Source organism: Bradyrhizobium sp. RT6a (assembly GCF_040547675.1).
In the GTDB taxonomy this organism is placed as follows: domain Bacteria; phylum Pseudomonadota; class Alphaproteobacteria; order Rhizobiales; family Xanthobacteraceae; genus Bradyrhizobium.
Genome location: NZ_JBEPQC010000001.1, coordinates 790,859 through 815,431, shown reverse-complemented (window position 1 = coordinate 815,431; position 24,573 = coordinate 790,859). Strand labels below are relative to the sequence as shown.

The window sequence follows — 24,573 nt, the reverse complement described above, 5'->3', positions numbered from 1 at the left end:
AGATAGTGCGTCTGGCATCCTCGTGTCGGTCGCCAACCTCAGCACGATCATGATCTCTCTGAAGTGAGCGAAAGGCGGAACGATGGTGACGCCTCGTACCGCTATTGCGCAGAAGACTGAGCGGAGATTGGAATCTCCAACTCGAAAACGGAGCCCCTGACGTCCGACTTGACCAGCCTCAGCCTTCCTCCGCACCTTGCGACCAGGTTGGAGGAGATCGCCAGTCCCAACCCCATACCGCCTTGCTTCGTCGTGAAGAAAGGGTCGAAGATGCGCTCTTGATGACGCGGTGTGATGCCGGTGCCGGAGTCCTCGACGGACAAATGGACGGTTGTGCTACCATCGAGCGCGGTTTTCAGACGGAGCTGCCGTTGATCGGCGGGGACAGAACTCATTGCGTCAATCGCGTTCTTGCAGAGGTTCAGGACAATCTGCTGAAGCTCAGTGCCGTCCAAGGCGACTGGAGGTATGTTGCCCTGAAGCTCCGTCGCTACTGATACACCATTGGTCAGGAGATCGTGCTTCAAAAGTCTCAGCGTAAGCTCGGCGATCTCCTCGACGTTTGCCGAAGCGCCGCCGTGTGCCGTTTTGATTGTCATCTCGCGAATGCTCGATATGATGTCAGCGGCCCGGCCGCCGTCGGCTTCGATGTCACAGAGGATGTTCTCGAGTTCCGCAAGTTCAGGGGATGCAGCTCGCAAGTGACTGAGGCCCGTCGCAGCATTGAGCGAGATGGCTCCCAATGGCGATCTCAACTCATGGGCGATCGCGCCAGTGACCGCGTCGATGCTGAGAAGCCGGTTCGCTCGTTCGCGCCGCTGCAGGGCGATGACGCTGGCGAGGCGTGAATAGAGAAACATCGTTTCGATGAGCAATACGGTCAGCAACATGCAACTGCCGACCAGAACGAAACCGCGTGCTGCATACCAACCGATGGTGAACCGTACCGAGCTGCCGATGATCGCCACCAGGAAATTGGGCAAGTAGGCGAGTAAAGTCACCATCAGCCAAAGGTCAAGAATGGTGCGCATGCGTGCAAACATGACGGTCAGAGCAGTCACATTCCATAGCAGAAGTATGAGGTTGACCTGATTACCGAGGGGCGTCTGATGCCTGACGTCGATCATGTAGAAGCTAGGGAGAAGTTCGGCTTTCGCGGTCACCATCCACGTCAATCCCGTCACCGTAGCGGCGATGCAGCCGAGAGCTAGCATGATCGCGGTTAGCGCAGGTCTGCCTGGTCTGCCGGCGGTGGAATAATCCTTTGTGAATCCGTACACCAGGATCGCTGCGGGAAAAGCCGTGTGCCAAAGCACGTAAAGCCAAGCGGGGCTATCCAGTCCATTTCCAATGACACCTGCGGGAGCGTATCCGTTCGGAAAGGCGAGCGTTTGCAGGAATGCGAACGATCCGCTGAAAACGTATCCGCTTGCCAGTGCGAGAAGTGCCCGTTGGGGCTGGATCGCAAATTGAGCAAACAGCAGGGCTGCCGTGATGAACTCGGCCAGAGCCAATGTGGTCTGCAATGTCGGAACGAAACCATTAATCTGGCCCAATTGGATCCGAGCGAACGGCGCGATGACGGCTGCAAGGACGATGAGCAAGACGGCGACACTCACCGCCCAGGCCTTTTGACGAGGGGTTGCGGGTATGTTTGCGATGATCAATGGGAATTCTTGCTCATCGTCATGAGCAGGCTCGGCGGCCGCGTTGGCTGATCGCTGGCTCGCTAGCGCAATACCCGACCCTGATGCTGTCGCACCGCCGACAAGTCCCATGAACTTGCGCTGGCTCATGCCGCCTCCGGGCCCACGAGACAGCATCTTACTCGTCCCCGCGCCCGTTGAAAGCCCATAGGGCGATCGGCGTGTTCCGGCAGAGACATCTACCGGCAGGATTTATGTTCGCAGCATGGCCTCGATCTCTTGCGCTGCTTGAAGCAGCGTGCGGTCCTGTCCGCGCGCGGCGATGACCTGAAGGCCAAATGGAAGTCCGCACCCGTCTGTTCCGCACGGTATCGAAATCGCCGGCAGCCGGGCATGATTGACAAAGGGAGTTAACGCCGCGTGCGCGCGCGGGCTCGCCGCGCGGCCACCGATCATGTCGGGTCCGAGCTGGGTGAATGGCCAAGCGACACAGGGGACGGTTGGCGCCAGCAGCAGATCGACCTCGGTGAAGAATGCCGCGAAAGCATTGGCGATCGCGGCGCTTGCCACCAGCGCACCGGCAACGTCGGCGCCAGACCATGACAGCCCTCGCTCGATCTGCTTGGCGATGTCAGGATCGAAGACGCTCGGATCCGCGCGGAAGGCGTCTCGATAGAGTGCGGCGAGGCCGGCGTGCTGAAGCGGCATGATGGCCTCTTCCGTCGCGCCCGCCGGCCAGACGGGATCGCGCTGGGCGATGCTGAGGCCTGCGGCGGAGAGACGCGCGATGGCGAAAACGAGCCCGTCAGCGACAACGTCGTCGACCGCGACGTCGAGCCCAAGGCGTGGCGAGAACGCGATGCGCAGACCGGCGATATTTTTGGCCTTTTGAGCGATGCCGGCTGAATCCGGATCGCGCGGATCGACGCCGGCCATGGCCTCGAACGCCAGCGCGATGTCGGCAACATCAGTGGCGATCGGCGCGATGACGGAGAGGCCGAAGAACGGTTCGGCCAAGCCGGGCCCATAGGGGATCGCGCCATAGGACGGCTTGAACCCGGCGACGCCCACGTGAGCCGGCGGCCTGCGGCTCGAGCCGCCCGCATCGGTGCCGATCGCTAGCGGCACGAGGCCGGCCGCAACCGCGGCGGCCGGGCCGCCCGACGAGCCGCCGGGCGTCAACGTGGGATCGAGTGGATGCCGTGTTGGCCCATACAGCGGCGAGGTGGTCACGCCCTTGCAGGCGAATTCCGACGTTGCGCCGATGCCGACGACGACGGCGCCGGCCTTGCGCAGCCGCTCAATCGCAATCGCATCCCGCGGCGCGACGAATTCGGCGAACAGGCGCGATCCCTGTGTCACACGCCAGTCGCGGACCCAGATGTTGTCCTTGACGATGACGGGGACACCGGCGAGCGGCATCGTCTCGCCGGCACGCAGGCGATCGTCGATCGCTGCGGCGTCGGCAAGCGTACGCGCGGGAGCGGTCGTCACCACCGCGTTCAGCGCCTTGGCGGCCTCGATGCGCGCAAGCGCGGCCTTGGCGGTCTCGACCGCACCCGTTCGTCCGGCGGAGACGTCGGCCGCAATCTCGCACGCGCTACTTTCTTGCTTCTTCATCGCCTCCCCAGATCAGTGCCAACGTGCCGCAGAGGGCGAGGCACGCCAAGGCGAAGAAGGCGGCCCCGAGACTGGCTGCGCCGTCCAGGAGCGACACCAGGGCCGGTGCTGCCAAGAGGCCGGCATAGGATGCGGTCAGCACCGCGCCGGTGGTCTCGCCAATCCTGTCCTCCGGGGCGAGGCGTGCGATCTCGGCGATGAAGACACCGTTCCAGCCCGAGGCTGTCAGCCCGAACAGAGCTGCAATCGCGAACTGGCCGGTCCGTCCGAGCGATGCGCCGTCGAGGCCCAGCAGCGCGGCGCAGAAAGTCATGCCGAGGCCGATAACGACGAGAACTCCTCGCGAGGCATTGAGGCGCGTCGCGACGAAGCCCCAGCCGAGCCGGCCGATCAGGCCGCCGGCCTGGGCGCAGGCAAGCGCCATGCCGGCCTCGACATGGCTGAGGCCGAGCTCGCGGGTGCCGAGCGTGACGAAAACCGTATTGAGCGACACCTGCATCGCGCTGAACGGCATCGAGGCCAGCGCCAGCATTGCGATGCGCCGGTCCGCGGTCACCAGTGCCAGCCGCGTGCGAAGGCCAAGCTCCGGCAGTGGAGCGACCTTGGCGACGTAGGCCGGCCGCAGGCGCTCGAACCACGCTATCGCCAGCAGCGCACAGGCGCCCACGGCGGCATAGCACCAGGCGGGCCCTAGCGAGATTGCGATCGCGGGCAGAACCAGCGAGCCGCAGACGGCGCCGATCTGGTTTCCGGTCTGGCGAACCGAGAACACGAACGCGCGCCGCTCGGTCGTCACGAGCCGCGCCAGCAGCGCCGCGCTTGCGGGCGTCTCAGGTCCGAAGGCGAGGCCAAGGCAGAGGCCGGCTGCGAGCAGGGCCGCCGTCGAGCCGAGCGAAGCCAGCAGCATGCTGGCGATAATCGCCGCCGCGCAGAGGCTCGCGATCCGCAGCGAGCCCAGGCGAGCGATGAACCCGCCGCCCCAGAACGAGGCGGGAATGCCGACCGCGAACACGGCGCAGGAGAACATCGAGAGCTGCCAGACCTCGATATGGGCGCGCGGTGCCACCACGCCCGGCGCGAACAGAGCCAGCGCCACCAGCGCCTGCAGCGAGGTCATGGCGCCAAGCGCCGGCAACAATGCGGGCGCTGGCCGAACGGCCGTGTTTGCGTCTACCATGGCGCTGCGTTCATTGGAGGAACATAGTGGCAGGCGGCATTTCCATCCACGCGGTCGATGTAGCGAGCGGACGCCCAGCGCAGGGCCTGCGCGTCGAGATCTGGCGGATCGATCCGGACTCGCTGCGTATCGCCGACGGACGGCTTGGTGCCAACGGCGTGCTCGATCATCCCGTTGCGCAGGGCGCGGGCGTGACGGCAGGCGAGTACGAGGTCCTGTTTCATCTCGGCGAGTTCTTTGGCGAGCGCGACGGTTTTCTCACGGTGACGCCGTTCCGCTTTCGCATCAAGGTTGTCAACGAGCATTTTCATTTGCCGCTGAAATTCACGCGCTGGGGCTATTCGCTGTTCCGCGGCGCTTGATCAGTTGGTCAGACGCCGCGACAATCCCGTGACGCGCTCCATGATGGCGACCAGCGCGACGGTCGCAATGATTAGCACGCCCGACAGCGCGGCGATGGTGACGTCGAGCTTGCCCTCGAGGTCCTGCCACATCCGGATCGGCAGCATGTCGGTTGCGGCATCACGCAGGAACAGCGACACCGGCACGTTGTCGAAGGACGACATAAAGGCGATGAAGGCGCCCGCAATGATACCCGGCCGGATCAGCGGCAGCACGATGCGCCGGAAGGTGTAGATGCGGCTGGCGCCCAGCACGGCCGAGCTCTCCAGCAGGGTCGGCTCCAGCTGGGCAAGCGCCGCAATCGTGTTGCGCACGACATAGGGGACGCAGACCACGGTATGGCCGATCACCAATGTCAGCGTCGACACCGGCAGTCCGACCAGCGAGAACAGCATCAAGGCGGCAAGGCCGAAGGCCAGCGCCGGCAGCACCAGCGGCGACATGAACAGGGAATCGAGCAGCCGCGCCGACAGCGTCGGCGAGCGAGAGATCGCCAGCGCTGCGGCAACGCCGAGCACCACGGACAGGCCCGTCGCCCATAACGCCACGAGGAGGCTGTTCTTGGCTGCGAAGTGCAGCTGCCAGGCGTTCCATAATTCGGCGTACCAGCGCAGCGAATAGCCCGGCGGCGGAAAACGCAGCGAGAAGCCGCTGGTGAAGGAGACGATCAGCACCACCAGCGACGGCGCGATGATGATGATCAGCGCGACGATCGCGATCACGGTCATGACCAGCTCGAAGCTGAACGCCTCCAGGGTACGCTTGCGTCCGCTCATCACGCGCCTCCATAGCCGCGCGACAGGCGGCCGAGCGTGGTGAAGACGGAGACGACCGCGAGAACGGCCAGCAGGAAGATAATCGAGATCGCCGATGCGAACGGCCAGTTTTGCAGCGTTGAAGCCTGCTGGTAGAGATACATCGGCATGAACAGCATCTGGCCGCCGCCGATCAGCGACTGGGTGATGAAGGCCGTGATCGCCGCGGCGTAGGTCAGTGTGCACCCGGCAATCACGCCGGGCAGCGACAGCGGCAGCACGATCTTGAAGAAGGTGCGCCAGCTTCCGGCGCCGAGCGAGCAGGAGGCATCGTCGAGATTGGAATCGATCCGGCCGAGCGCGGTGATCAGCGGCAACGTCATCAGCGGCATCTGCACCTGCGCTAGCGCGATCACCACGCCGAACTGGGTGTAGAGCAGCTTTATGGGCGTATCGATGATGCCGAGCGATTGCAGCGTGGCGTTGATGATGCCCTGGCGGCCCAGGATGACGATCCAAGCGAAGGTCCGGACCACGACGCTGGTTAAAAGCGGGAGCAGCACGATCAGGATGATGATGGTCTGAAGTCGCGGACCAACTCTCTGATAGAACCAGGCAATGGGAAAGCCGAGCACGAGGCAGACGGCCGTCACCTCCGCCCCCAGCAGGAGCGTCGAGCCGAGCACGCTGAGGCTGAAGGGATCGGTGAGGAACTGCAGATATTGGCCGAGCCCCCAATGGACCGCGGCCGTGTCGTTGTGCAGCGAGAGCCAGAGCAGTTGCAGCAGCGGCGCCACGAAGAAGACCAGGAAGAACAGCGCCAGCGGCGCTGCCAATCCCATCCGATAGGAGGTGACGTCTCGTGATGCCGGTGCTGCGCCCATGGTGTTAGATCTTGATCTCGCGGTTGAAGCGCTCGATCCAGGCCGAGCGCTGCTCGTTGATCTTCTTCCAGTCCTGGAACACGAATTTCTGCTTCAGCTCCGCAGTGTCCTTGGCGAGCACGCGCGCGATCTCGCCGCCCATCGTCACCTTGGAATTGGTCGGCACGATCAGATAGGGCGGGTTCATCAGCGTGGTCTGTACCTCCGGCGTCAACGACGCCTCGATCAGCTTGAAGGCGAGCTCGCGGTTGGGCGAATTCTTGACGATGTGGATCGTGGTCTTGAAGGCGATGGCGCCTTCCTTCGGAGCCACGAACTCGACCGGCACGCCGCGCGCTTTCAGGATCTGGATGGCGTTGAAATTGCCGGGCGAGATATCGATCTGGCCCTGCTGGAACAGGGTGGCGAGCGCGCCGGGGTTGGCGGCGACCGCGGCGAGATTGGGCTTCAGCTCCTCGATCGCCTTGAAGCCGGGATCGACATTGGCCTCCGAGCCGCCGCGCATCTTGGCAATCTCGACGAGCCAACCGGTGCCGAGCGTCGAGTTGAGGTTGGTGATGCCGACGCGGCCCTTGAACTCGGGCTTCCACAGATCGGCCCAGGAGGTCGGCGGCGTCTTGACGGCTTCCGGATTGTAGGTAAGGCCGACGACCTGGAAGAACGGGGCAGGGCCCATCGGCTCCTGCGCCTCGGCGATCAGGTCCTTGTAATAGGCGCTCTTCTCGACGGGGTATGGCTCGACGAGATCCTGGCCGATCGCGACCAGCGCCGGACCGGGATCGTGCAGCATGACGTCGATCGGCGGATTGGCCTTGGCGGCGTTCACCTTGGCGATCTGGTCAACCGAGAGCATGGGGTCGAGCACCATCGCGGCGTCCGCGTTGGCCTTGCGGAAGGCCGGCACCAGCACGGCCTTGTGCGCCTCCTCCCAGCTTCCGGTGAAGGTCGCGAACACCAGCGGGCGGGCCTGGGCGTAGCTCAATCCGGGAAACGCCTTCATGGCGCCGAGTGTGAGTGCGGTCGTCATCAGGCTTCGGCGGTTCATGATCATGGTCGAACTCCCTCTGGACAAAGATTGGATCTAAAGCGTTGCAGGAAAGGCGTTGGCGAGCGACGGAGCGAGCGGGGCAAGGCGCACCGCGGCGCCGCTCTCCAGCGTGCGCGTCTCGCCGATGCGCGCCTGGGAGATCTTGACGCCGGAGCCGTCGGCGGTGGTGACCTCGTGCACGACCGTGGCCCCGAGCGGCAGCGACATGCCGACCACGCCGGCAAAGCCGGTCTCGTCACCGACGAACTGCAGATGCTCGGGGCGTATGCACACGGTGACGCGGCCGCCTTCGGCGAGGGCGCCGCCGGCGGGACGCGCGATGATTTCCGCGCCGGCGTCGAGGCGGACTTTTGCCGCCGTCCGATCCGCCGAGACGACGACGCCGGGCATGCGATTGCTGGCGCCGACGAAAGTGTTCACGAACAGCGTTTGCGGCCGGTCATAGACGTCGGACGGCGATCCGAATTGTTCGAGCTTGCCGTGGCTGAGCACGGCGACGCGATCAGCCATCGACAGCGCCTCTTCCTGGTCGTGGGTCACGATCAGCGTGGTGATGCCGGAGACGCGCTGGAGCCGCTTGACTTCGATCTGCATGTCGAGCCGCAAATTCTTGTCGAGCGCGGCAAAGGGCTCGTCGAGCAGCAGGATCGACGGCTTGATCGCCAGCGCGCGAGCGAGCGCCACGCGCTGCTGCTGGCCGCCGGAGAGCTGACGTGGCAACCGTTCCGACATGGTCGGCAGCTGCACCAGATCCAGCAGGCGCTGCGCTTCGCGCTGGCGGGTCGCTTTGTCGATGCCGCGCGCGGCAAGCCCGTAAGCGACATTCTCGCTGATGCTGAGATGGGGGAACAGTGCGTAGTTCTGGAACACGATGCCGACCGCGCGGCGGTTCGGCGGCAGCGCATCGACGATGTCGTCGCCGATGATGATCCGTCCCTGCGTCTGCGCGATGAAGCCGGCGATGATGCGCAGCAGGGTAGTCTTGCCGCAGCCGGAGGGGCCGAGCAGGGCGATGATCTCGCCGCCCTTGATGTCGAGATTGATGTTCTCGACTGCGAGCGCACCGCTCGGATAGCGGTGGGTGACGGCGTCGACGACGAGCGATCGGCCGCCTTGCGCATCAGCCATGATGTTGCCTCCCGTTCACCCGAGGAAGAAAGCAAGTCTCGTGCCCGCGACGGTCGCTTTTCGCTGCGAGTTTTGGCATTGTGGCGCAATGACATCGGATCGATCGGTTTGCGACCTCACTGCCACGGTCCTTGCGCGCGCCATTGCGAAGGGCGAGCTGTCGTCGCGCGAGGTTGTCGAGGCGCATCTCGAACGGATTGCGCACCGAGACGCGCAATTGGCGGCATTCATGACTGTGAATGCGGAGGGCGCCCGCCGTGCCGCGCAAATCTGCGATGCTGCGCCCGCGCCGATCGGCCTGCTGCATGGGGTGCCCGTAGGGATCAAGGACCTCACGGACACGGCGGGGCTCGCGACCACCTATGGGTCGGTTCTGTTTCGTGATCACGTTCCGGCTGAGGACGATCTCGTGGTCGCGCGGCTGCGGCGCGCTGGTGCGATCATTCTGGGCAAGACCAACACGCCGGAATTCGGCTTCGGCGCGGTCTGCACCAATAAATTGTGCGGCCCGACCCGCAATCCGTTCGATTCCGCGCTGACCTCGGGCGGTTCGTCCGGCGGCTCCGCTGTTGCGGTCGCGGCCGGCATGGTGCCGCTGGCGCATGGCACCGATTTCGGCGGCTCCGTGCGTACACCCGCGAGCTTCTGCGACGTCGTTTCGATCCGGCCGACGCCCGGCCGCATCCCGTCGCCGTATCGCCCCCTCGGCTGGGACATGCTCGCCACCCATGGCTTCCTCGCCCGCGATGTCGACGATCTCGAACTCGTGCTGTCGGTCTGTGGGGCAGGTGACCCGAATGATCCGCTTTCGGTCGGCGTCGTCACCGACGATCGGCCGGTCGCAAGACGTCCCAGAATTGCAGTGACGCCCGATTTCGGCGTCGCGCCGGTGGCGCGCGACGTCCGCGCGCGTTTTGCTGCCGCCTGCGAGGCGCTCGCGGCCGCGGCCGATGTCGTGCCGTCCGCACCCGATTGCGGCGGTGCGATCGAGACATTTCGGGCGCTGCGCGCCGCGCACATCGCCAACAGCTATGGCGAGCTGCTGCGGACGCGCCGCGCCGAGCTCACGCCGACCGTGATCTGGAACATCGAGGCGGGCGCAAAGCTCTCCGCGGAGGACTATCTCAACGCCGAACGGCGCCGCACCGCGATCTACCGCAGCTTTCGCGAGCTGTTCAGCCGTGCCGATTTCCTGGTCGCGCCGGCGGCGTCCGTTTTGCCCTGGCCAAATGAGATCAGCGACGTCACCGCGATCGATGGCGCGGCGCTGGAGACGCCGATCGACTATCTCGCCGTCACCTTCATCGTGTCGCTGGTCGGTTTCCCGGTCCTGACCATGCCGGCGCCGCGAGGGGAGAACGAGTTGCCGTTCGGCATCCAGATCATCGCACCACCGGGATGCGAATCCCGTCTGTTTGCCTTCGGCCGTGCCATCCAGAACGAACTTGGTTTTTCGCATCGCTGGCCGAAGCTCCCCTAGCTGTCGCGATGCTCAAGCCGGGCGGCGAGCGCATCGGCAAGGCCAAGCGTGGGTTTGGCGGCGGGACGGCGGTACGTGCCAGCAATTGCCTTGCGCAGGCGCAGCGTCACCAGGGCCTCGGCCTGCTTCACCGAGGCGATGACTTGATCGACGACCGGGACGGGGATCCGGTCGGCGACGCGCTCAGCGAGGCCCGAGAGCGGCGCACCTGCAAAAATCAGCACGTCCGCATCGTCTTCCACGATCGCGCGCCGGGCGAGACCGACCAGCACATCCTCCTTCTCGGTGCCGACCTCGGAGATCGCCTGGAACGGCGTGTCGAGCATGCGGATGCCGGCACAACGCTCCCATAGCCCGTGGGCGCGGACGCATTCCTCGTACCAGGGGCCAAGCGCCTGGGCGAAGGTGACGATGGCGAAGCGGCGCCCGGCCATGCAGGCGGTCAGCATCGCTGCTTCCGCCATGCCGACCACGGGAATGTCAAAAGTTTCGCGCGCGGCGAACAGGCCGGGGTCGCCGAAGGCGGCGATGATCGCGGCGTCGACATTGCGATGCTGCTCGGCCAGCATCCCAAGCGCAATGGCGCCGCCGATCTGCGCCTCGGTGCGCGTCGAGATGTAGGGCACGCCGCGGGTCGCGGTGCAGGGGATCAGCTCGGTCCCTGGCGCAGCCGCGCGCTGCCCGACTCCCGTCATCAGTTGCGTGACTTCGGTGCTGGTGTTCGGGTTGAGCAGCAGCAGCTTCATGGTTACGCCGCCGTCCGGTTGGCTTGAGAGGCCGCGATGACTTCGAGCAGCGCAGTGCCGGTGCGGTGGACATGGGCGCCGAGCAGGCGGCCGGCCGCTTCGCTGTCGCGCGCCTCGATAGCCGCCAGGATACCGGCGTGCTCGTCGACCGAATTGCTCCAGCGGCGGTCGGCGCCGAGCGCGAGGTAACGCGCGCGTTCGGCGCGGGAGATCAGCGTCTCGTGCGCCTCGCGCAGCGGCGTGTTGCGCGCCATGCGGACGATGGTGTTGTGGATCTCGCCGTTGATGGCGAAGTACTCGTCGAGCTTGCCGTTGCGATGATGGCCTTCCATGCGGGTCTGAAGCGTGCGCAGGCGGGCGAGATCGCGCTCGGTGGCGCGCTCCGCGGCGAGCTCGGCGGCCAGACGTTCGATGCCGGCCAGCGCCTCGAACAATTCCGAGATGCCGCCGACCGCGATGCCGGCAATGCGCGGGCTGCGGTTGGGGCGAAGCTCGATCAGTCCTTCGGCCGCGAGTACCTTCATCGCCTCGCGCAGCGGGGTGCGCGATACGCCTAGCTCCTTCGAGAGCTTGGTCTCCTGGGTCTGCGATCCCGGCGCCAGCTCGCCGCGAATGATCATCGTCCGCATCCGCGCAGCGGCGCGCTCATGCAGGCCCATCCGCTTGAGTTTGGGCGACTTTCGGCTCTGGTTCGGTTCGGATTTTTGCTGCACTCAAGCCTCGCTGCTTGCGCGCAATCTAATCCAATCTCTGTCAAACCCGTGCTCAAATAGGAGACGTATGTAGCTAAAAATAAAAGCATATCGAACAAGTTGCATGCAGTATGCAGATTGCGGGTTGCGCGGGTGCGAGGGATGCGGATGATCCTGCTGAGGAGCGCAGTCGCGCTTCGCCGCAAATGGAGCGAACGCGATCGATGTTAGTACTGCGCAGGCGTCTCGGCATGATCACGCCATCCTCCAATTCGGTGCTCGAGCCCGTCACCAGTGCGATGCTCGCCGGCGTCGACGGCGTCACCGCGCATTTCTCACGTTTCCGCGTTACCGAGATTGCGCTCGACGCCGCCGCGCTGAACCAGTTCGACGCCTCGGTGATTCTGCCCGCAGCGGATCTGCTCGCCGATGCAAAAGTCGATGCCATCGCCTGGAACGGCACGTCCGCGAGCTGGCTCGGCATCGACCGCGACCGGAGCCTTTGCGAGGCGATCACAGCGCGCGCGAGCGTGCCGGCAACGACCTCCACACTCGCCTGCATCGATGCCGCCCGCACACTTGGCGCCAAACGTGTCGGCCTGGTCTCACCCTATACGGACGACGTGCAGCGGCGGATCGCGGACGTGTGGGCTCAGGAGGGCATCACCTCGCATGCGGAGCGGCATCTGGGCTTGCGCGATAATTTCTCTTTCGGCGAGGTCGCGCCTGCAACGATCGCGGACATGATCCGTGCCGTGGCTGCGGAAGGCGCCGACGCGATCGTTATCCTCTGCACCAACCTCGACGGCGCCGCGCTGGCCGCTTCGCTCGAACGGGAATTGGATATCGCCGTGCTGGATTCCGTCGCGGTCACGCTGTGGCGGACCCTGAGCCTCGCCGGCGGCGACGTTGCGGCTATTGCGGAATGGGGCCGGATATTCCAGACCATGCCGGTCATCAAGTGATGGAGACTCCTGTGGCGCAATTCGATCTCGCCGTTCGCGGCGGCACCATCGTGACGGCCGGCGACGAGTTCCGCGCCGATATCGGCATTCGCGACGGCCGCATCGTCAGCATCGCCGAGAGCGTCGAGGGCGCAGCGCGCGAGATCGACGCAACCGGTCTGCTGGCGCTGCCGGGTGGGATCGACAGCCATGTCCACATCTCGCAGCCGTCCGGCCCCGACGTGGTGATGGCCGATGATTTCGCGTCGGCGACGCGCTCGGCAGCCGCCGGCGGCAACACCATGGTGTTGCCCTTCGCGCTTCAAGTGAAGGGCACGTCGCTCCGAACCTGCGTCGAGAACTACCGCAAACTCGCCGAAGGCGAATGCTATATCGACACGGCGTTCCACCTCATCATCTCCGATCCGACCGCGGTCGTGCTCGGGCAGGAGCTGCCGGCGCTGGTGAAGGACGGCTACACCTCGTTCAAGGTGTTCATGACCTATGACGACCTCGTGCTGAGCGACAAGCAGCTGCTCGAGGTGTTCGAGGTCGCGCGCCGCGAGGAAGCGCTGGTGATGGTCCATTGCGAGGGGTACGACGCCATCCGTTTTCTCACCTCAAAACTCGAGCGAGAGGGGCATATCGCCCCGTATTTCCATGGCGTGTCCCGGCCGCAGGCCGTCGAGCGCGAGGCGGCGCATCGCGCCATCAGCCATGCCGAGATCGTCGGTGTCCCCATCATGATCGTCCACGTCTCCGGTCGTGAGGCGATGGAGCAGGTGCGCTGGGCCCAGCAGCGCGGATTGCCGGTGCATGCCGAGACCTGCCCGCAATACATCACGCTCACTGCCGACGACATGAAGGGCCTGAACATGGACATGTCAGGCGCGAAATATGTCTGCTCGCCGCCGCCCCGAGATGCGGAAAGCCAGCAGGCGATCTGGGAGGGCATCACCACGGGCGTGTTCCAGACCTTCTCGTCCGATCACTGCCCGTTCCGCTACGACGATCCCAAGGGCAAGCTGACGCCGAACGGCCGCACCTCGTTCCGCTGGGTGCCGAACGGCATTCCGGGTGTCGAGACCCGACTGCCCATCCTGTTCTCCGAAGGCGTATCGAAGGGACGGATCAGCCTGCAAAAATTCGTCGAGCTGACGGCGACTAACCATGCACGCATCTACGGCCTCTATCCGCGCAAGGGCTCGATCGGCGTCGGCTTCGATGCGGATATCGTGCTCTGGGATGCCAAATTGAAGAAACCTATTCGGCAGGCCGATCTGCATCACGGCTCGGACTACACGCCATGGGAAGGGTTCGACGTCACGGGATGGCCGGTAACGACGATCGCCCGTGGCCGGGTGGTGTACGAACACGGCAGGATCGTCGGCACCAAAGGCGCAGGCGAGGTTCTCAGCCGCGGCAGGTCGAGCCTGATCTGATCGGGCTCAACACGCTGCTGCGCAACTGTGCCGGCCGTGCGCGCGGGCGATGGTCGTCTCAAGTCCACAGACAATGCCGGTCATATGTTCGTGTCCAGCCCTCGCATGCGGCAAAACCGATCGCTCAATTCAGACAAGGTTGACCGGCCGCCCCCCACAAGGCGACGTCCTTGACATGTTCCTCGAAGCTGCCTGGAGGCGTCGTCCGGCCCGCGCCGGGCGCCCAACCGCGCGGAATGAAGCCGCTCAATGACGCGTCATGGCGCAGATGCTCCACCAGCCCGGCGGCGTCGCGGCCGCCATTGCGCTTGGGGTCCTTCAGTTGCGCGCAGATCTCGGCGCCGCTCTTTCCGAACCAGATGAAAGCAACGGGAGCGAGTTGCCAATCGATCCCGGCGCGGGGCGGAGCGGGAGCCGGCTCGTTTGCTTGCGTGGAAGTCATGTGACAGGTCGAGCAAGGGACCGCCTCCTCGCCCTTGCGGCTTTCTCCGCCGTGGATGTTCATGCCATGCACGCGAGGTTTGGTTTCGCCAGCCGGCGTCCAGATCGGAATCGCCTTGGCGTCAACGTGGCAATTCGCGCAGCGGGGATGTGTCACCACCGCTTCAATCCGATTCCAGGCCTTCAAACCCTCGCTGCGGCTGACGCTGCCCGGCCGCAGCACATCTTTGGCAACCTCGTCCTTCGCCGCGACAATGCCTGTGAGGACCGCGACGGATGAAGCAGCGATGACGAGCGCAATCAGCGATATTTTCATGGCTCTGCCTCACACGAAATCAATGAACTTGTTGAACGGCATTTCGCGGATGCGCTTGCCTGTAGCCGCGAATATCGCGTTGGCGAGCGCGGGCGCGGCCGGAGGAACGGGAGGCTCGCCGATGCCGCGTACTTTCGGGTCGTTCTCGAGTGCGCGGACTTCGATGACCGGACATTGATAGATTCGCATCGCTTCGTGGTGGTCGTAGTTGGTTTGCTGGACCGCACCCTTGGCGTAGGTGAGCTGGCAGTTCATGGCATGGCCGAGTCCCCAGACCACACCTCCCTGCACCTGGCTTTCCAGATTCACGGGATCGACGATCTTGCCGACATCGACGGCGACCCAGACTTTGTCGATCCTGACGCCTTTGTCGGTCATTGTGATCTCGATGACCTCGGCCGTCGGTGTCCCAAAGGATTCCACGAACGCGACGCCCCGGCCTCTGCCGTTGCCGAGTGGCCCGTTCCAGTTCGACATCTCCGCAACCGTCTCCAGCACCTTGCGGTAGGTGGGAACGGAGCACATCGCGATGCGCGCCTTCAACGGATCAAGCCCCGCCGCGTGGATCAGCTCGTCGATGAAGCTCTCGGTGAAAAAGCCGGCCGTCGAGGCTCCGACCGACCGCCATGTGGTGCTTGGCGACAGCCCTTGCGCTTCATAGCTCGTGGCCCGGAAATGGGGCAGGTCGTAATAGACGTTCCACAGACCGGCGGCTAACTGCGGGTCGGGGTCCTTCGACGGCGCTCCCATCCGTTCGAGCAACCCTTTCAGCGGAGCCGTCGAAGCCAATTGCAGATCGGCCGCGACGATCTTCCCCTTGTCGACACTGCCTCTGTGGCGGGCGATTGCAATCTGCCTCGGGATGTCCTGCAGGAAGTCCTGCTCGCGCGAAAAGACCAGCTTGACCGGCGTTCCCCGCATCTGATTGGCGATCTCGGCCAGGACGCGGATATTCTCGAACTCCAGACGGTGACCGAAGCTTCCACCGGTCCATTGATTGTGGAACGTCACCTGTTCCGGCTTGAGGCCGATGGCAGCTGCCGCGATGCTTTGGACGGCCTGAGGACTCTGATGGCCGACCCAGATTTCCATGCCGGAATCGGAGACAATGGCGAGCCCATTGAGCGGCTCCAGAGGCTGATGCCCGACATAAGGCGCGCGATACTCGGCTTTGACGAGCGTGCCCTGTTTCAGCCCAGCCTCTACGTCCCCAACTTTCCGCCATTCCTTGCCCAGGAATTGCGGTTTGAACGATCCTTCAAGGACCTTCCAATGGCGAGCCTGTTCGGCAGGGTAGGTCGAGGGCGCCCACACGCATTGGATCGCATCGACCGCCTTCATGGCGTACCAGCTGTTGGTTGCGATCACAGCGACGCCGTTCTTCAATTTGAGGATCTTCTTGACCCCCGGCATCGACTGCGCCTTGCCTGCCTCGTAAGATTTCAGCGGCTGGCCCTTGTTGGGGTTCAATTTGACGGCGGCATACATCATGCCGGCCATCTTCTTGTCGATACCGAACTTCAGCTCGCCCATGACCTTCGATCGGACGTCGAGGCGCATCATCGGCTTGCCGACCATTCGCCATTTGGACGGATCGCGCGGCTTCGCATCGAGCACCGGCGCGATCCGGGCGGCTTCCGCTGCAAGTTCCACGTAGGGAATCTTGGTGCCGTTGGGCAGGACGACGTGGCCAGACTGCGTGCTGATGTCGGCCAGCGCGACACCGGAACGCTTGGCCGCTGCAGCCTTGAGCGTTTCGCGCGCGACCGCGCCGGCGATACGCAACTTTTCGTAGGTGTCCGGAATCGAGCTTGACCCGCCAGTCATTTGCAGGCCCGACCTTCGCAAAGCTTCGAGCGCATCGGCACGCGCGGCCTCCGCCGCCGGGCTATGGTCCGCCGACAGGAACGGCGCATTCTCATTGGCAAACCCGGTGTTGAAGTAAGCGGGACTCGGTCCGGCAAAGCGGACCTCGAATTGCCCAGGGTCGAGGTCCATTTCTTCTGCAATCAGGATCGGCTGCGCCGAGCCGACGCCCTGACCAATATCAGCGTGTTGGGCAATGAGCGTTATCTTGTCCGGGCTGATCTCGACCCAGGGATTGAAGGTGACTGAGTTCGGCCCGAGCCCCGCGGCCAGGGGATTGCCGTTCGTTGCCGTAGCAGCCATGGCCGCATCGCCGTAGGAGCCGAAAGCTATTCCGCCCGCTATCGCGGCGGAGCCGAAAACGAAAGCGCGACGGGAAATATTCTTGATGTCCTCCATCTCACTTCTCCGCCATTTTCTTTGCGGCAGCCGCGTGGATCGCAGCGCGGATACGCGGGTAGGTGCCGCACCGGCACAGATTGCCGGACATCAATTGGTCGATAAGCTCGTCCGTCGGCTTAGAAGCGCGTTCAAGCAACGAGATGGCCTGCATGATCTGGCCGGTCTGGCAGTAGCCGCATTGTGGGACCTGATGGTCGATCCAAGCTTGAAGAACCGGATTCTGATCCCTGTTCTCCAATCCTTCGATCGTGACCACCGACTTGCCCGCGACTTCGCCGATTCGGGACTGACAGGATCGAACGGCTTTTCCATCGATATGCACGGTGCAGGCGCCGCATTGCGCGACACCGCAACCGTACTTCGGGCTTGTAATGCCGAGTTCGTCGCGCAACACCCAGAGCAGGGGCATTTCGGGTACGACGTCAACCTGGCGCTTGATCCCATTGACCGTGAGTTCGATCATGTCGCTACGTCCTTGCGGATTGTTGATGCGGTCGTGTTGGAACTGGTGTCCTGACATCTTGCTTCCCTCACGCCAATCGACATGTGGCCGCTTGCGATCGGGACATCCATTTGTTCGCCCCAACAGCACTGTCTCATGCGTGCCGAGCGGTATTGCCGAATCCTGCGCTTTCATGCGCAATCTCTGCGGAGTCCCGCAGCGATGCGGTCGGTCCTGACGTCGAGCGGGCCGCAGCACAGCTCGCGGTATTGCCCCGGTGTGAGGGTGGTGGCCTTGCGGAACATGCGCGTGAAATTGGCTTGGGACCCGAAACCGAACTCCAGCGCAATGTCGACCAGGGACGAATGGTTGCGTGCCAGTTCTTGCCGCGCGGCCCGGACGCGCCGATCGGTCACGTAGCGGTGTGGCGAGAGGCCTGTCGCCTCGCGAAAGAGCCTCGAAAAATGATAGGGACTGAGGCAGGCCTGCGCCTGCCAGCTCTTCAAGCCTGATGTCAAGGCCGAGCGAGGCCTCGATATGGTCGAGCACGCGTTGGAGCCGTCGCGCATCGAGCGACGGTGATTTCTCGGGCGGCCGCCACCGGTCGATCGTGTAGTGCGCCAGAAGATGTGCAGCGAGCGCGACCTGGATGCCTTCCACAAACAACGCATCTGTCGGCTGGCGCGGACGATGGAGCAGGTCACGCAAGGGCGAGCAGACGTGGAAGAGAACCTGGTCGGGCAGGCCGTGGGCATAGGCGATCTCGACCTTCGCCGGATCGATATCGAAGTCGGCGAGGGCACTTTGGTCCAGCAGCGCCGGCGGAAGGTAGAGATGGAGACATTCCATCCGGTCCGAAAGCTCGAGATGGCTCTCCTGCGTACCCGCCGGTACGAGGTAGCTCATGCCCGGCCGGGCAAGGCTCTTCTGGACTTCGCCATTGCCGATCCGGTGGACCATCCCGCCGCCTGACAGCAGCATGACGAGCTCGGTGCAAATGGGGGCGGGGGTTGCTTGGTGGCCCGCCTCGAATTTCCGGTGTTCAATGCTCAGCGCAGGCCACTCGCTGGTCTTCGCGAGCTTCTCGCTGTTCTGATATTTTTGATCTCCATGCGTGACGAACGCCATCATGACCTCCGTCCCGGCCCCGTACGCGAGCGAGCGATGATTTCATCCAGCGGACAGTCGCAGTCTCGTTCGCTGCCCGCTCAGGGATTTCTCACAAACCGCCGCACGCGTGTCCAGAGGCGGGGCGGTTAAAAGAGGTAAAAGGCAAGCAGAGCAGGGGCTTCGGCGATGCGCCCGCCAGTTTCGAAAGCTGATCTCGCGCCGGATGAGCAAGATGCGTCCGTCATCTCGCAAGAATCGGAAATACCACAATGGGCCCGCAATCTAGTGATGGCTCATCTAACTGCGATTGCTGCAGTCGACGTTCTCCCGATCATCCCTCGACGGATGGCTTCGCCTGCCACAACGAAGGACATGCGATATGGCCCTTAGGGATATTCTGTCCAGCAGGCTCGGCTTCGGAGCGGCGCCACTCGGCAACATGTTTCGCGACATTCCGGAGCACGAAGCCCTCGCGACGGTGAACGCGGCCTGGGACGATGGCATCCGTTATTTTGACACTGCCCCCTTTTACGGCGCGGGTCTCGCAGAAATCCGCATCGGCGCTGCCCTCGCCGCCAAGCCGCGCGGGGACTACGTGATCAGCAACAAGGTCGGTCGTCTGATTCAGGACGAGATCGAGGATATCGGTGCCCGCGACCTCGGCGAGAAGGGTGGCGTCTTCAGATATGGACGCCCCAACAAGATTGTGAACGACTACTCACGCGATGCCACGTTGCGCTCGATCGACGACAGCCTGAAGCGGCTAGGCACCGACCGTATCGATATCGTTTTCGTGCATGACGTCGCGCAGGATTTCTACGGCGACGAGTGGCTGTCGGTCTTCGAAGATGCGCGCAAGGGCGCCTTCAAGGCGCTTGACCGGCTCCGCGACGAGGGTGTGATCAAGGGATGGGGGCTCGGCGTCAACCGCGTTGAGCCGATCGAACTGCTGCTTGGGCTGGAAGGCCCGCGTCCTGACGGGTTTCTTCTCGCGGGCCGTTACACGCTCCTCGACCACGCCCGGGCGCTTCAGAGGGTGATGCCGATGGTCGCAGAGCACGAGCTCGCAATCGTCGTCGGTGGTCCCTACAGTTCCGGGGCACTCGTCGGCGGACCGAATTTCGAGTATGCGCCGGCAACTCCCGAGATCCTCGGCAAAGTGGCGCGGATCAAGGCGATCGCTGACCGCTACGGCATCAGCATGAAAGCAGCGGGCTTGCAGTTTGCGCTGGCGAATCCGGTGGTTCAGGCCGTCATTCCGGGCGCGAGCCGTCCGAGCCGCATCGCTGAGGATCGCGCAGCTCTCCTCGAATCCATCCCTGCCGATTTCTGGCACGAACTCCGTTCGGCAGGTCTGGTCAATCCCGCCGCGCCGCTTCCCGCCGATTGAACGGCGCAATCGGCGCTCCGACTTTTCGGCTCGGCTGCGCGTCGACCGACAGGAACTGCTCGTGAATCAAACAACGGCCAAGGAGACGGACATGACGGACAACCGGGACAACGCGACGGGAACGGGGCGCCGTAGCGTGCTTCGAGCGGTCGGTGCTGCCGTGGTGACCGGTGTTGCCGCCAGCACGCGCCCCGCCGCAGTCGCCGCAGCTCAGGGCACGGATGCAATGTCGGCTGTCGAACGCAACCAGGCGCCGCTTGGCGCGCGACTCCAGGGTGTCCAGCACTTCGGACTTACGGTGCAGAACATGGAGCGGGCCTATCAGTTCTATACTGACGTACTGGGCGGTACCGAAGTTTTCCGTCACGGCGATTTCAAAGGTGACGGAGTGCATAACACCTGCTGGCCGACTAGGAGATTGAGGCGAACGCTCGTGGGGTCAATCCCCGTACCATCGGGGTCCCCGATTTGCGGAGCGGCGCGCAGCGGCTGGATGTCCGCTTCATTCAATTCGACAACATGGTGCTTGAGCTGCTGCAGTATCGCGAGTCCGATCAGCCGATGGGCACTTCGAAGAGCTTTGCCGAACCGGTGGAGCACATGAGTCCCGCGTTTCCGCGCATGATGCATATCTGCTTCTATGTTCGCGACGATGTCGATTTCAACAAGTTCATCACCGACCTCGAAGCCGAATCCGCTCGCCGCGGCCTGACGCGGGTGAGGGCAAACCGGACGGTCCGGGTCACGACCGAGGCGGAAAGGAAAGCCGCGCCGCAGAGCGCCAATACGAACCGGGTCACCGAGGAGCCCTCGAACGGCTGGGAACTGATCTATTGCAAGGGTCCGGAAGGCGAGCAACTTGAATTCGTCAAGGCGCTGGGCCCGGTGAAGAAGCGTTTCAGCGAAGCCCTCGCGAAACGGCAGCAGGCGATCACACGCTGATCCACAGATCACGGGCGACGGACATCCGATCTCCAGCCGGTTGCCAGCTTGGCCCTGCGAAGCGTTCGTGACTGACAATTCAAGATACTCATGATGCCAATTCTCGTCCGTAACTCGCTTGCCGCCCTGCTGTTCGCCGTCTCGATCACCGGAGCCGCGTCTTTGGCGGTCGCCGAAGAAGCGCCGCGAATCCGCTACCAGGAAATTCCGGAAGGCGCCTATTCGGTGGTGGCGCAGGTGCGAGCCAAGCCGGGTAAGGAAGATGCGCTGCGCGCAGCCACGTTGCCGCTCATTGCCAAGGTTCGGAGCGATCCCAGGAATCCGGTCTATTTTCTCGCGGAAGATCGGACAAAGCCAGGCCACTTCATCTTCTACGAGGTCTTCGCCAGCAAGGCCGATTTTGACGCACATAATGCCATGCCCTCTGTCCAGGAATGGTTTGCCAAGCTGCCGGAGCTTGCCGAGGGCGGCGTCGAAGTCATGCATATGGCAATCCTTGCCACGCCGGAAAAATAGCCGGATTCCGATCGAGCACTCAATCGGCGGCTCGCATGTGAACAAGCACTATCTGAGCGGGTGCACCGGCCGCTGGATACGCAATCTGCGCTATGACGTTCCTGCGGCAAATTGCTCTTCGCAATCGTGCTAATTCGGAAGCGCGCTATTCAACCTCTTCGCAATGCATGATAATTCCGCTTGATCTATTAGATCGAGCGGCAAGTATCGATGCTGGCTGTCACGGAGACACGACAACGGAGCGGGCGCCCGCAGGAATCGGCGTTCTCTTTCGGCCCATTTCGACTGATTCCTCGGCGCCAGTTGCTGCTTCTGGATGGGCGCCCGGTGAAGTTGGGAGGGCGTGCATTCGAGCTCCTGCACCTGCTGGTGCAGCGCTCTGGCGACCTCGTCAGCAAGAATGAGTTGATGGCGGCGGCTTGGCCGGGCACGTTCCTCCACGACAGCAACCTCAAGGTCAACATGTGGAGCTTGCGGCGTTCGCTGGGCGATACGCAGATCGAGCCTGTGTATATCGCGACGGTCGCCCGTCGAGGCTATAGGTTCATCGCCGATGTGCAGGCCATTGCCACCGACATCACCGACGATCCGGCGCGCGCTGATCCCGTCGTCCCGTCACGGCCGCCTTCCTTGCGTGGCATCGTTGGCCGCGAGTCGGACATGGCGGAGATTGCCGAGCTGTTGGCCCGGAAGAGGCATGTCACCCTTGTTGGGCCCGGTGGCGTCGGCAAGACGACGCTTGCCGTCGCCGTGGCGCAAGTCTTCGCCCCCCAATGCCGCGATGGCACGTGCCTCGTCGATCTCACCACAATCTCCGATCCGATGCTTTTCGGCCCCGCGCTGGTGACGGCGCTTGGGATCCGGGGCAACTCGGACAACAGCCTGGCCGTCGTGCTGGAGTATGTTAGGTCGCGCCAGATGCTGATCATCCTCGACAACTGTGAGCACGTGCTGCCTGCGGCGACCATCTTCGCCGGGAGCTTCGCGGACGACACGTCGCCGTCGGTTCTGCTCGCGACGAGCCGGGAGGCGCTTGGTACCGCGACCGAGCATGTCGTGCGGCTTGGCTCGCTTGCCGCGCCCAGAGTGGGCGAGACCACAACAGCTGTGCAGGCGCTGAAATTCCCGGCGGTGCAATTGTTCGTTTGCCGTGCGGCCGAATGGTCGGACTACCAGTTTAAGGACGAGGATTGCCCGGCCATTGTTTCGATATGCCATGCGCTCGATGGCCTTCCTCTGGCTATCGAGCTGGCGGCGGCCCAGATCGGCACATTCGCTCCTCTCGAATTGGTGGCGGCGATGGACGGGAACCTGGGTTTTCGTGCAGCAGGCGCCGAAGTCACGCCTCCGCGTCATGAAACCCTCATGGCGACGATCGACTGGAGCTTCAGGCTCCTCTCGCACAAGGACGCAAGGCTGTTTGCCTTGCTGTCCGTGTTCAACGATGCGTTCGAATCCGAAGATGCGGCTTTTGTCGCTGAGGGCGCCGAGCTGAATCCGGTTGACGTCGCGACCGGGCTCGGCAGTTTGGTCGCCAAATCCCTTCTGAGCGCAGAGTCCGACGGGCCGAGCTTGCGCTACCGACTGCTCGACAGCACGCGGCGATATGCAGCCGAGCGGCGGGAGAGGGATCGTGCTTGCCATCAGGCGCTACGCCACCATGCGGAGCGCGTCCTGGCGCTGTTCGAACAGTCTGAAGATGAATGGAACTGGCGCGAGCCGGCTGATTGGACGAATCGCTATCTCGGCCGCATCGCCGATCTGAGGGCTGCGCTATCGTGGGCATTTGGCAAGCATGGTGATCCTATCCTCGGAATCAGACTGACGGTCGCCGGGATCACTTTGTGGTCGGAGACCTCGATCCTGTCGGAGGCTCAAGCGCGGCTGGAAACGGCGCTTGCTCTGGCCAGGACCGTCGAATGCGATGATCTGCTGCGGGCAAAACTTGCCTGTGCGCTCGGATGGAGCCTGTTCTACGCCCGTAAATTGTCGAACGAGAACGAAGTTGCCTGGCTCGATGCCATCGAATTTGCAAGGCGCGCGCGGGATTGCGAATATCAGCAGCGCGCGCTGGTGGGGTTTGCATTTTATCTGCTTCAGATCGGACATGTCCCGCGTGCCATAACCTATCTCGAGGAAGCCACCGAGCTCGCTGAGCGCGACCGCGACCTGACGGCAACGTCCGAAGCCGATCGGGCACTTGCCTGGGCCCGAGCCTTCGCCGGCGAGTTGAGCCGAAGTCGCCCGGTTCTCGATCGCCTCGCTGCGACCTATTCGCTGGCCGATAGCCGTTCGCGCAAGGACGCGAACGAGGTCTATCGCTACATCACGGTCCGCTTCAATCTGCCATTCGTTGCCTGGATGCAGGGACAGCCGGACTACGCGTCCAGACTGGCCAGCGACGCGGTCGAGGCCGCAGGCCGCAGTGGCCAATGGGTGTCCCAGTCGAATGCGCTCGGCCTTGCTGCGCTACCGGTGTCGCTCGAAACGGGAAATCTGGAAGCCCTTGAAAGCTACACGGAAAGGATGCGCGCCAATCTCGAGCGGGAGCGCATCTCGCGCTGGGTCCCGGTCGAGCGCTACTTCTCCGCGTGCCTTCGCGACCTGCGCGGCGACCCGCGCGCGGTGGAGGACATCCGAGCGGCGATCGACGAACTCATCGAATGCCGCTTTCTCATGCGAATTGGCAGCTATCTCGCGGTCCTCGCCCGCGCGCTGCTGAGACAGGGACGTATCGACGAAGCGCGCGCAGCCATTACCCGGGCTCTCGCGCATCAGGAACGCCAGGGCGAACGCTGGTGCCGGTCGGAGTTGCTGCGGATCGATGCATCGGTGCTGCTTCGCGCAGGTGAGGCTCCGCTGGCTGAAAAGCGGCTGCAGGAGGCTCTCGCCGAAGCGCGGTCCATCGGCGCACTGACGTTCCAGTTGCGTATCGGCACCGATCTTGCGAGGCACTGGATCGCACTTGGTCGCAGGCGCAAGGCTGCCCAGTTGCTCGGCCCGATCTATGAAGAGTTCAGCGAGGGCTTCGGATCAAAAGACCTCATTGAGGCTTGGGAACTTTTGCGCCGAGCGCGAGCGAAAAATTAGTGCTGCGAGCAGCATGCTGAATGACGGCTTGACGGTCGAATATAGCGGGCCGCCGGTGGCGAACGGAACGGCTTGGCCCCTTTGGCGAACTCGC

Annotated in this window: 24 protein-coding genes; 10 read left to right on the top strand and 14 right to left on the bottom strand. The window is 63.7% G+C overall.

Annotation, left to right across the window (positions count from 1 at the left end):
• Positions 1-101: 101 nt before the first annotated feature.
• The 3 genes from ABIC03_RS04105 to ABIC03_RS04095 all read right to left on the bottom strand — a co-directional run bounded on the left by ABIC03_RS04105 (position 102) and on the right by ABIC03_RS04095 (position 4,443).
• Positions 102-1,796 carry a sensor histidine kinase gene (locus ABIC03_RS04105; protein ID WP_354055745.1) on the bottom strand — a complete coding sequence of 565 codons (1,695 nt, stop codon included), beginning with the start codon at positions 1,794-1,796 and terminating at the stop codon, positions 102-104.
• A 102-nt stretch (positions 1,797-1,898) separates the two neighbouring features.
• Positions 1,899-3,266: an amidase gene (locus tag ABIC03_RS04100; RefSeq protein WP_354055743.1), complete on the bottom strand. Its 1,368-nt coding sequence runs from the start codon at positions 3,264-3,266 to the stop codon at positions 1,899-1,901.
• Positions 3,247-4,443 (bottom strand): MFS transporter, encoded by a 1,197-nt coding sequence (locus ABIC03_RS04095; protein ID WP_354055741.1) that lies wholly within the window; start codon positions 4,441-4,443, stop codon positions 3,247-3,249. Before ABIC03_RS04095 ends, ABIC03_RS04100 begins: the two co-directional genes overlap by 20 nt.
• A 26-nt stretch (positions 4,444-4,469) precedes the next feature.
• Between ABIC03_RS04095 and ABIC03_RS04090 the strand changes: the two genes are divergently transcribed.
• Entirely contained in the window at positions 4,470-4,805 is a 336-nt protein-coding gene (locus tag ABIC03_RS04090) for a hydroxyisourate hydrolase (protein ID WP_354055739.1), read from the top strand.
• Here the strand turns inward: ABIC03_RS04090 and ABIC03_RS04085 are convergent, their stop codons facing one another.
• Genes ABIC03_RS04085 through ABIC03_RS04070 form a run of 4 tightly spaced genes read right to left on the bottom strand, consistent with a single transcriptional unit; the run spans position 4,806 to position 8,660 of the window.
• Positions 4,806-5,621 carry an ABC transporter permease gene (locus ABIC03_RS04085; protein ID WP_275167487.1) on the bottom strand — a complete coding sequence of 272 codons (816 nt, stop codon included), beginning with the start codon at positions 5,619-5,621 and terminating at the stop codon, positions 4,806-4,808. It abuts the gene before it with no gap.
• Positions 5,621-6,484, bottom strand: a complete 864-nt coding sequence (locus ABIC03_RS04080) for an ABC transporter permease (protein WP_275167486.1) — start codon at positions 6,482-6,484, stop codon at positions 5,621-5,623. Before ABIC03_RS04080 ends, ABIC03_RS04085 begins: the two co-directional genes overlap by 1 nt.
• A 4-nt stretch (positions 6,485-6,488) precedes the next feature.
• Positions 6,489-7,535 carry an ABC transporter substrate-binding protein gene (locus tag ABIC03_RS04075; RefSeq protein WP_008138281.1) on the bottom strand — a complete coding sequence of 349 codons (1,047 nt, stop codon included), beginning with the start codon at positions 7,533-7,535 and terminating at the stop codon, positions 6,489-6,491.
• 30 nt (positions 7,536-7,565) lie between these two features.
• On the bottom strand, positions 7,566-8,660 hold the full coding sequence (locus tag ABIC03_RS04070) for an ABC transporter ATP-binding protein (protein ID WP_275167485.1): 1,095 nt from the start codon (positions 8,658-8,660) through the stop codon (positions 7,566-7,568).
• Between the two features lie 88 nt (positions 8,661-8,748).
• On the opposite strand from ABIC03_RS04070, the gene ABIC03_RS04065 reads away from it, so the two are divergent.
• On the top strand, positions 8,749-10,140 hold the full coding sequence (locus tag ABIC03_RS04065) for an amidase (protein ID WP_354055735.1): 1,392 nt from the start codon (positions 8,749-8,751) through the stop codon (positions 10,138-10,140).
• Here ABIC03_RS04065 and ABIC03_RS04060 read toward each other — a convergent pair.
• Positions 10,137-10,886: an aspartate/glutamate racemase family protein gene (locus ABIC03_RS04060; protein WP_354055733.1), complete on the bottom strand. Its 750-nt coding sequence runs from the start codon at positions 10,884-10,886 to the stop codon at positions 10,137-10,139. The two genes, ABIC03_RS04065 and ABIC03_RS04060, sit on opposite strands and share 4 nt — an antisense overlap.
• A 2-nt stretch (positions 10,887-10,888) precedes the next feature.
• Complete coding sequence (locus tag ABIC03_RS04055; RefSeq protein WP_354055731.1) at positions 10,889-11,599, bottom strand: GntR family transcriptional regulator; 711 nt, start codon at positions 11,597-11,599, stop codon at positions 10,889-10,891.
• A 203-nt stretch (positions 11,600-11,802) separates the two neighbouring features.
• Between ABIC03_RS04055 and ABIC03_RS04050 the strand changes: the two genes are divergently transcribed.
• Positions 11,803-12,543 carry a maleate cis-trans isomerase family protein gene (locus ABIC03_RS04050; RefSeq protein WP_354055729.1) on the top strand — a complete coding sequence of 247 codons (741 nt, stop codon included), beginning with the start codon at positions 11,803-11,805 and terminating at the stop codon, positions 12,541-12,543.
• Complete coding sequence (hydA, locus tag ABIC03_RS04045; RefSeq protein WP_354055726.1) at positions 12,504-13,964, top strand: dihydropyrimidinase; 1,461 nt, start codon at positions 12,504-12,506, stop codon at positions 13,962-13,964. The genes ABIC03_RS04050 and hydA overlap by 40 nt, the downstream gene beginning before the upstream one ends.
• 124 nt (positions 13,965-14,088) lie before the next feature.
• Here hydA and ABIC03_RS04040 read toward each other — a convergent pair whose 3' ends face one another.
• The 4 genes from ABIC03_RS04040 to ABIC03_RS04025 form a co-directional block, all read right to left on the bottom strand.
• Positions 14,089-14,628 (bottom strand): hypothetical protein, encoded by a 540-nt coding sequence (locus tag ABIC03_RS04040; protein WP_354055724.1) that lies wholly within the window; start codon positions 14,626-14,628, stop codon positions 14,089-14,091.
• A 102-nt stretch (positions 14,629-14,730) separates the two neighbouring features.
• Positions 14,731-16,986: a xanthine dehydrogenase family protein molybdopterin-binding subunit gene (locus ABIC03_RS04035; RefSeq protein WP_354055722.1), complete on the bottom strand. Its 2,256-nt coding sequence runs from the start codon at positions 16,984-16,986 to the stop codon at positions 14,731-14,733.
• A gap of 1 nt (position 16,987) precedes the next feature.
• Positions 16,988-17,452 (bottom strand): (2Fe-2S)-binding protein, encoded by a 465-nt coding sequence (locus ABIC03_RS04030; protein WP_354057494.1) that lies wholly within the window; start codon positions 17,450-17,452, stop codon positions 16,988-16,990.
• 170 nt (positions 17,453-17,622) lie between these two features.
• Entirely contained in the window at positions 17,623-18,000 is a 378-nt protein-coding gene (locus ABIC03_RS04025; RefSeq protein ID WP_354055720.1) for a helix-turn-helix transcriptional regulator, read from the bottom strand.
• 46 nt (positions 18,001-18,046) lie between these two features.
• Here ABIC03_RS04025 and ABIC03_RS04020 point away from each other — a divergent pair, with 46 nt between their 5' ends.
• Both ABIC03_RS04020 and ABIC03_RS04015 read left to right on the top strand, forming a co-directional pair.
• Positions 18,047-18,403 carry a hypothetical protein gene (locus tag ABIC03_RS04020; RefSeq protein WP_354055718.1) on the top strand — a complete coding sequence of 119 codons (357 nt, stop codon included), beginning with the start codon at positions 18,047-18,049 and terminating at the stop codon, positions 18,401-18,403.
• A gap of 517 nt (positions 18,404-18,920) precedes the next feature.
• Positions 18,921-19,931, top strand: a complete 1,011-nt coding sequence (locus ABIC03_RS04015; protein ID WP_354055716.1) for an aldo/keto reductase — start codon at positions 18,921-18,923, stop codon at positions 19,929-19,931.
• On the opposite strand, the gene ABIC03_RS04010 is transcribed toward ABIC03_RS04015, so the two are convergent.
• Positions 19,900-20,325, bottom strand: a complete 426-nt coding sequence (locus tag ABIC03_RS04010; RefSeq protein WP_275167477.1) for a hypothetical protein — start codon at positions 20,323-20,325, stop codon at positions 19,900-19,902. The two genes, ABIC03_RS04015 and ABIC03_RS04010, sit on opposite strands and share 32 nt — an antisense overlap.
• Between ABIC03_RS04010 and ABIC03_RS04005 the strand changes: the two genes are divergently transcribed.
• The 4 genes from ABIC03_RS04005 (at position 20,239) to ABIC03_RS03990 (ending at position 24,479) form a co-directional block, all read left to right on the top strand.
• The gene (locus ABIC03_RS04005) at positions 20,239-20,535 is read left to right on the top strand and encodes a hypothetical protein (RefSeq protein ID WP_354057493.1); all 297 of its coding nucleotides are present in this window, start codon (positions 20,239-20,241) and stop codon (positions 20,533-20,535) included. The genes ABIC03_RS04010 and ABIC03_RS04005 overlap by 87 nt on opposite strands.
• Entirely contained in the window at positions 20,532-20,873 is a 342-nt protein-coding gene (locus ABIC03_RS04000) for a hypothetical protein (protein ID WP_354055714.1), read from the top strand. The genes ABIC03_RS04005 and ABIC03_RS04000 overlap by 4 nt, the downstream gene beginning before the upstream one ends.
• Positions 20,874-21,035: 162 nt before the next feature.
• The gene (locus ABIC03_RS03995; protein ID WP_354055712.1) at positions 21,036-21,389 is read left to right on the top strand and encodes a putative quinol monooxygenase; all 354 of its coding nucleotides are present in this window, start codon (positions 21,036-21,038) and stop codon (positions 21,387-21,389) included.
• A gap of 210 nt (positions 21,390-21,599) precedes the next feature.
• A complete protein-coding gene (locus ABIC03_RS03990) occupies positions 21,600-24,479 on the top strand; it encodes an ATP-binding protein (RefSeq protein WP_354055709.1) in 2,880 nt (959 codons plus the stop codon).
• Positions 24,480-24,573 lie beyond the last annotated feature (94 nt).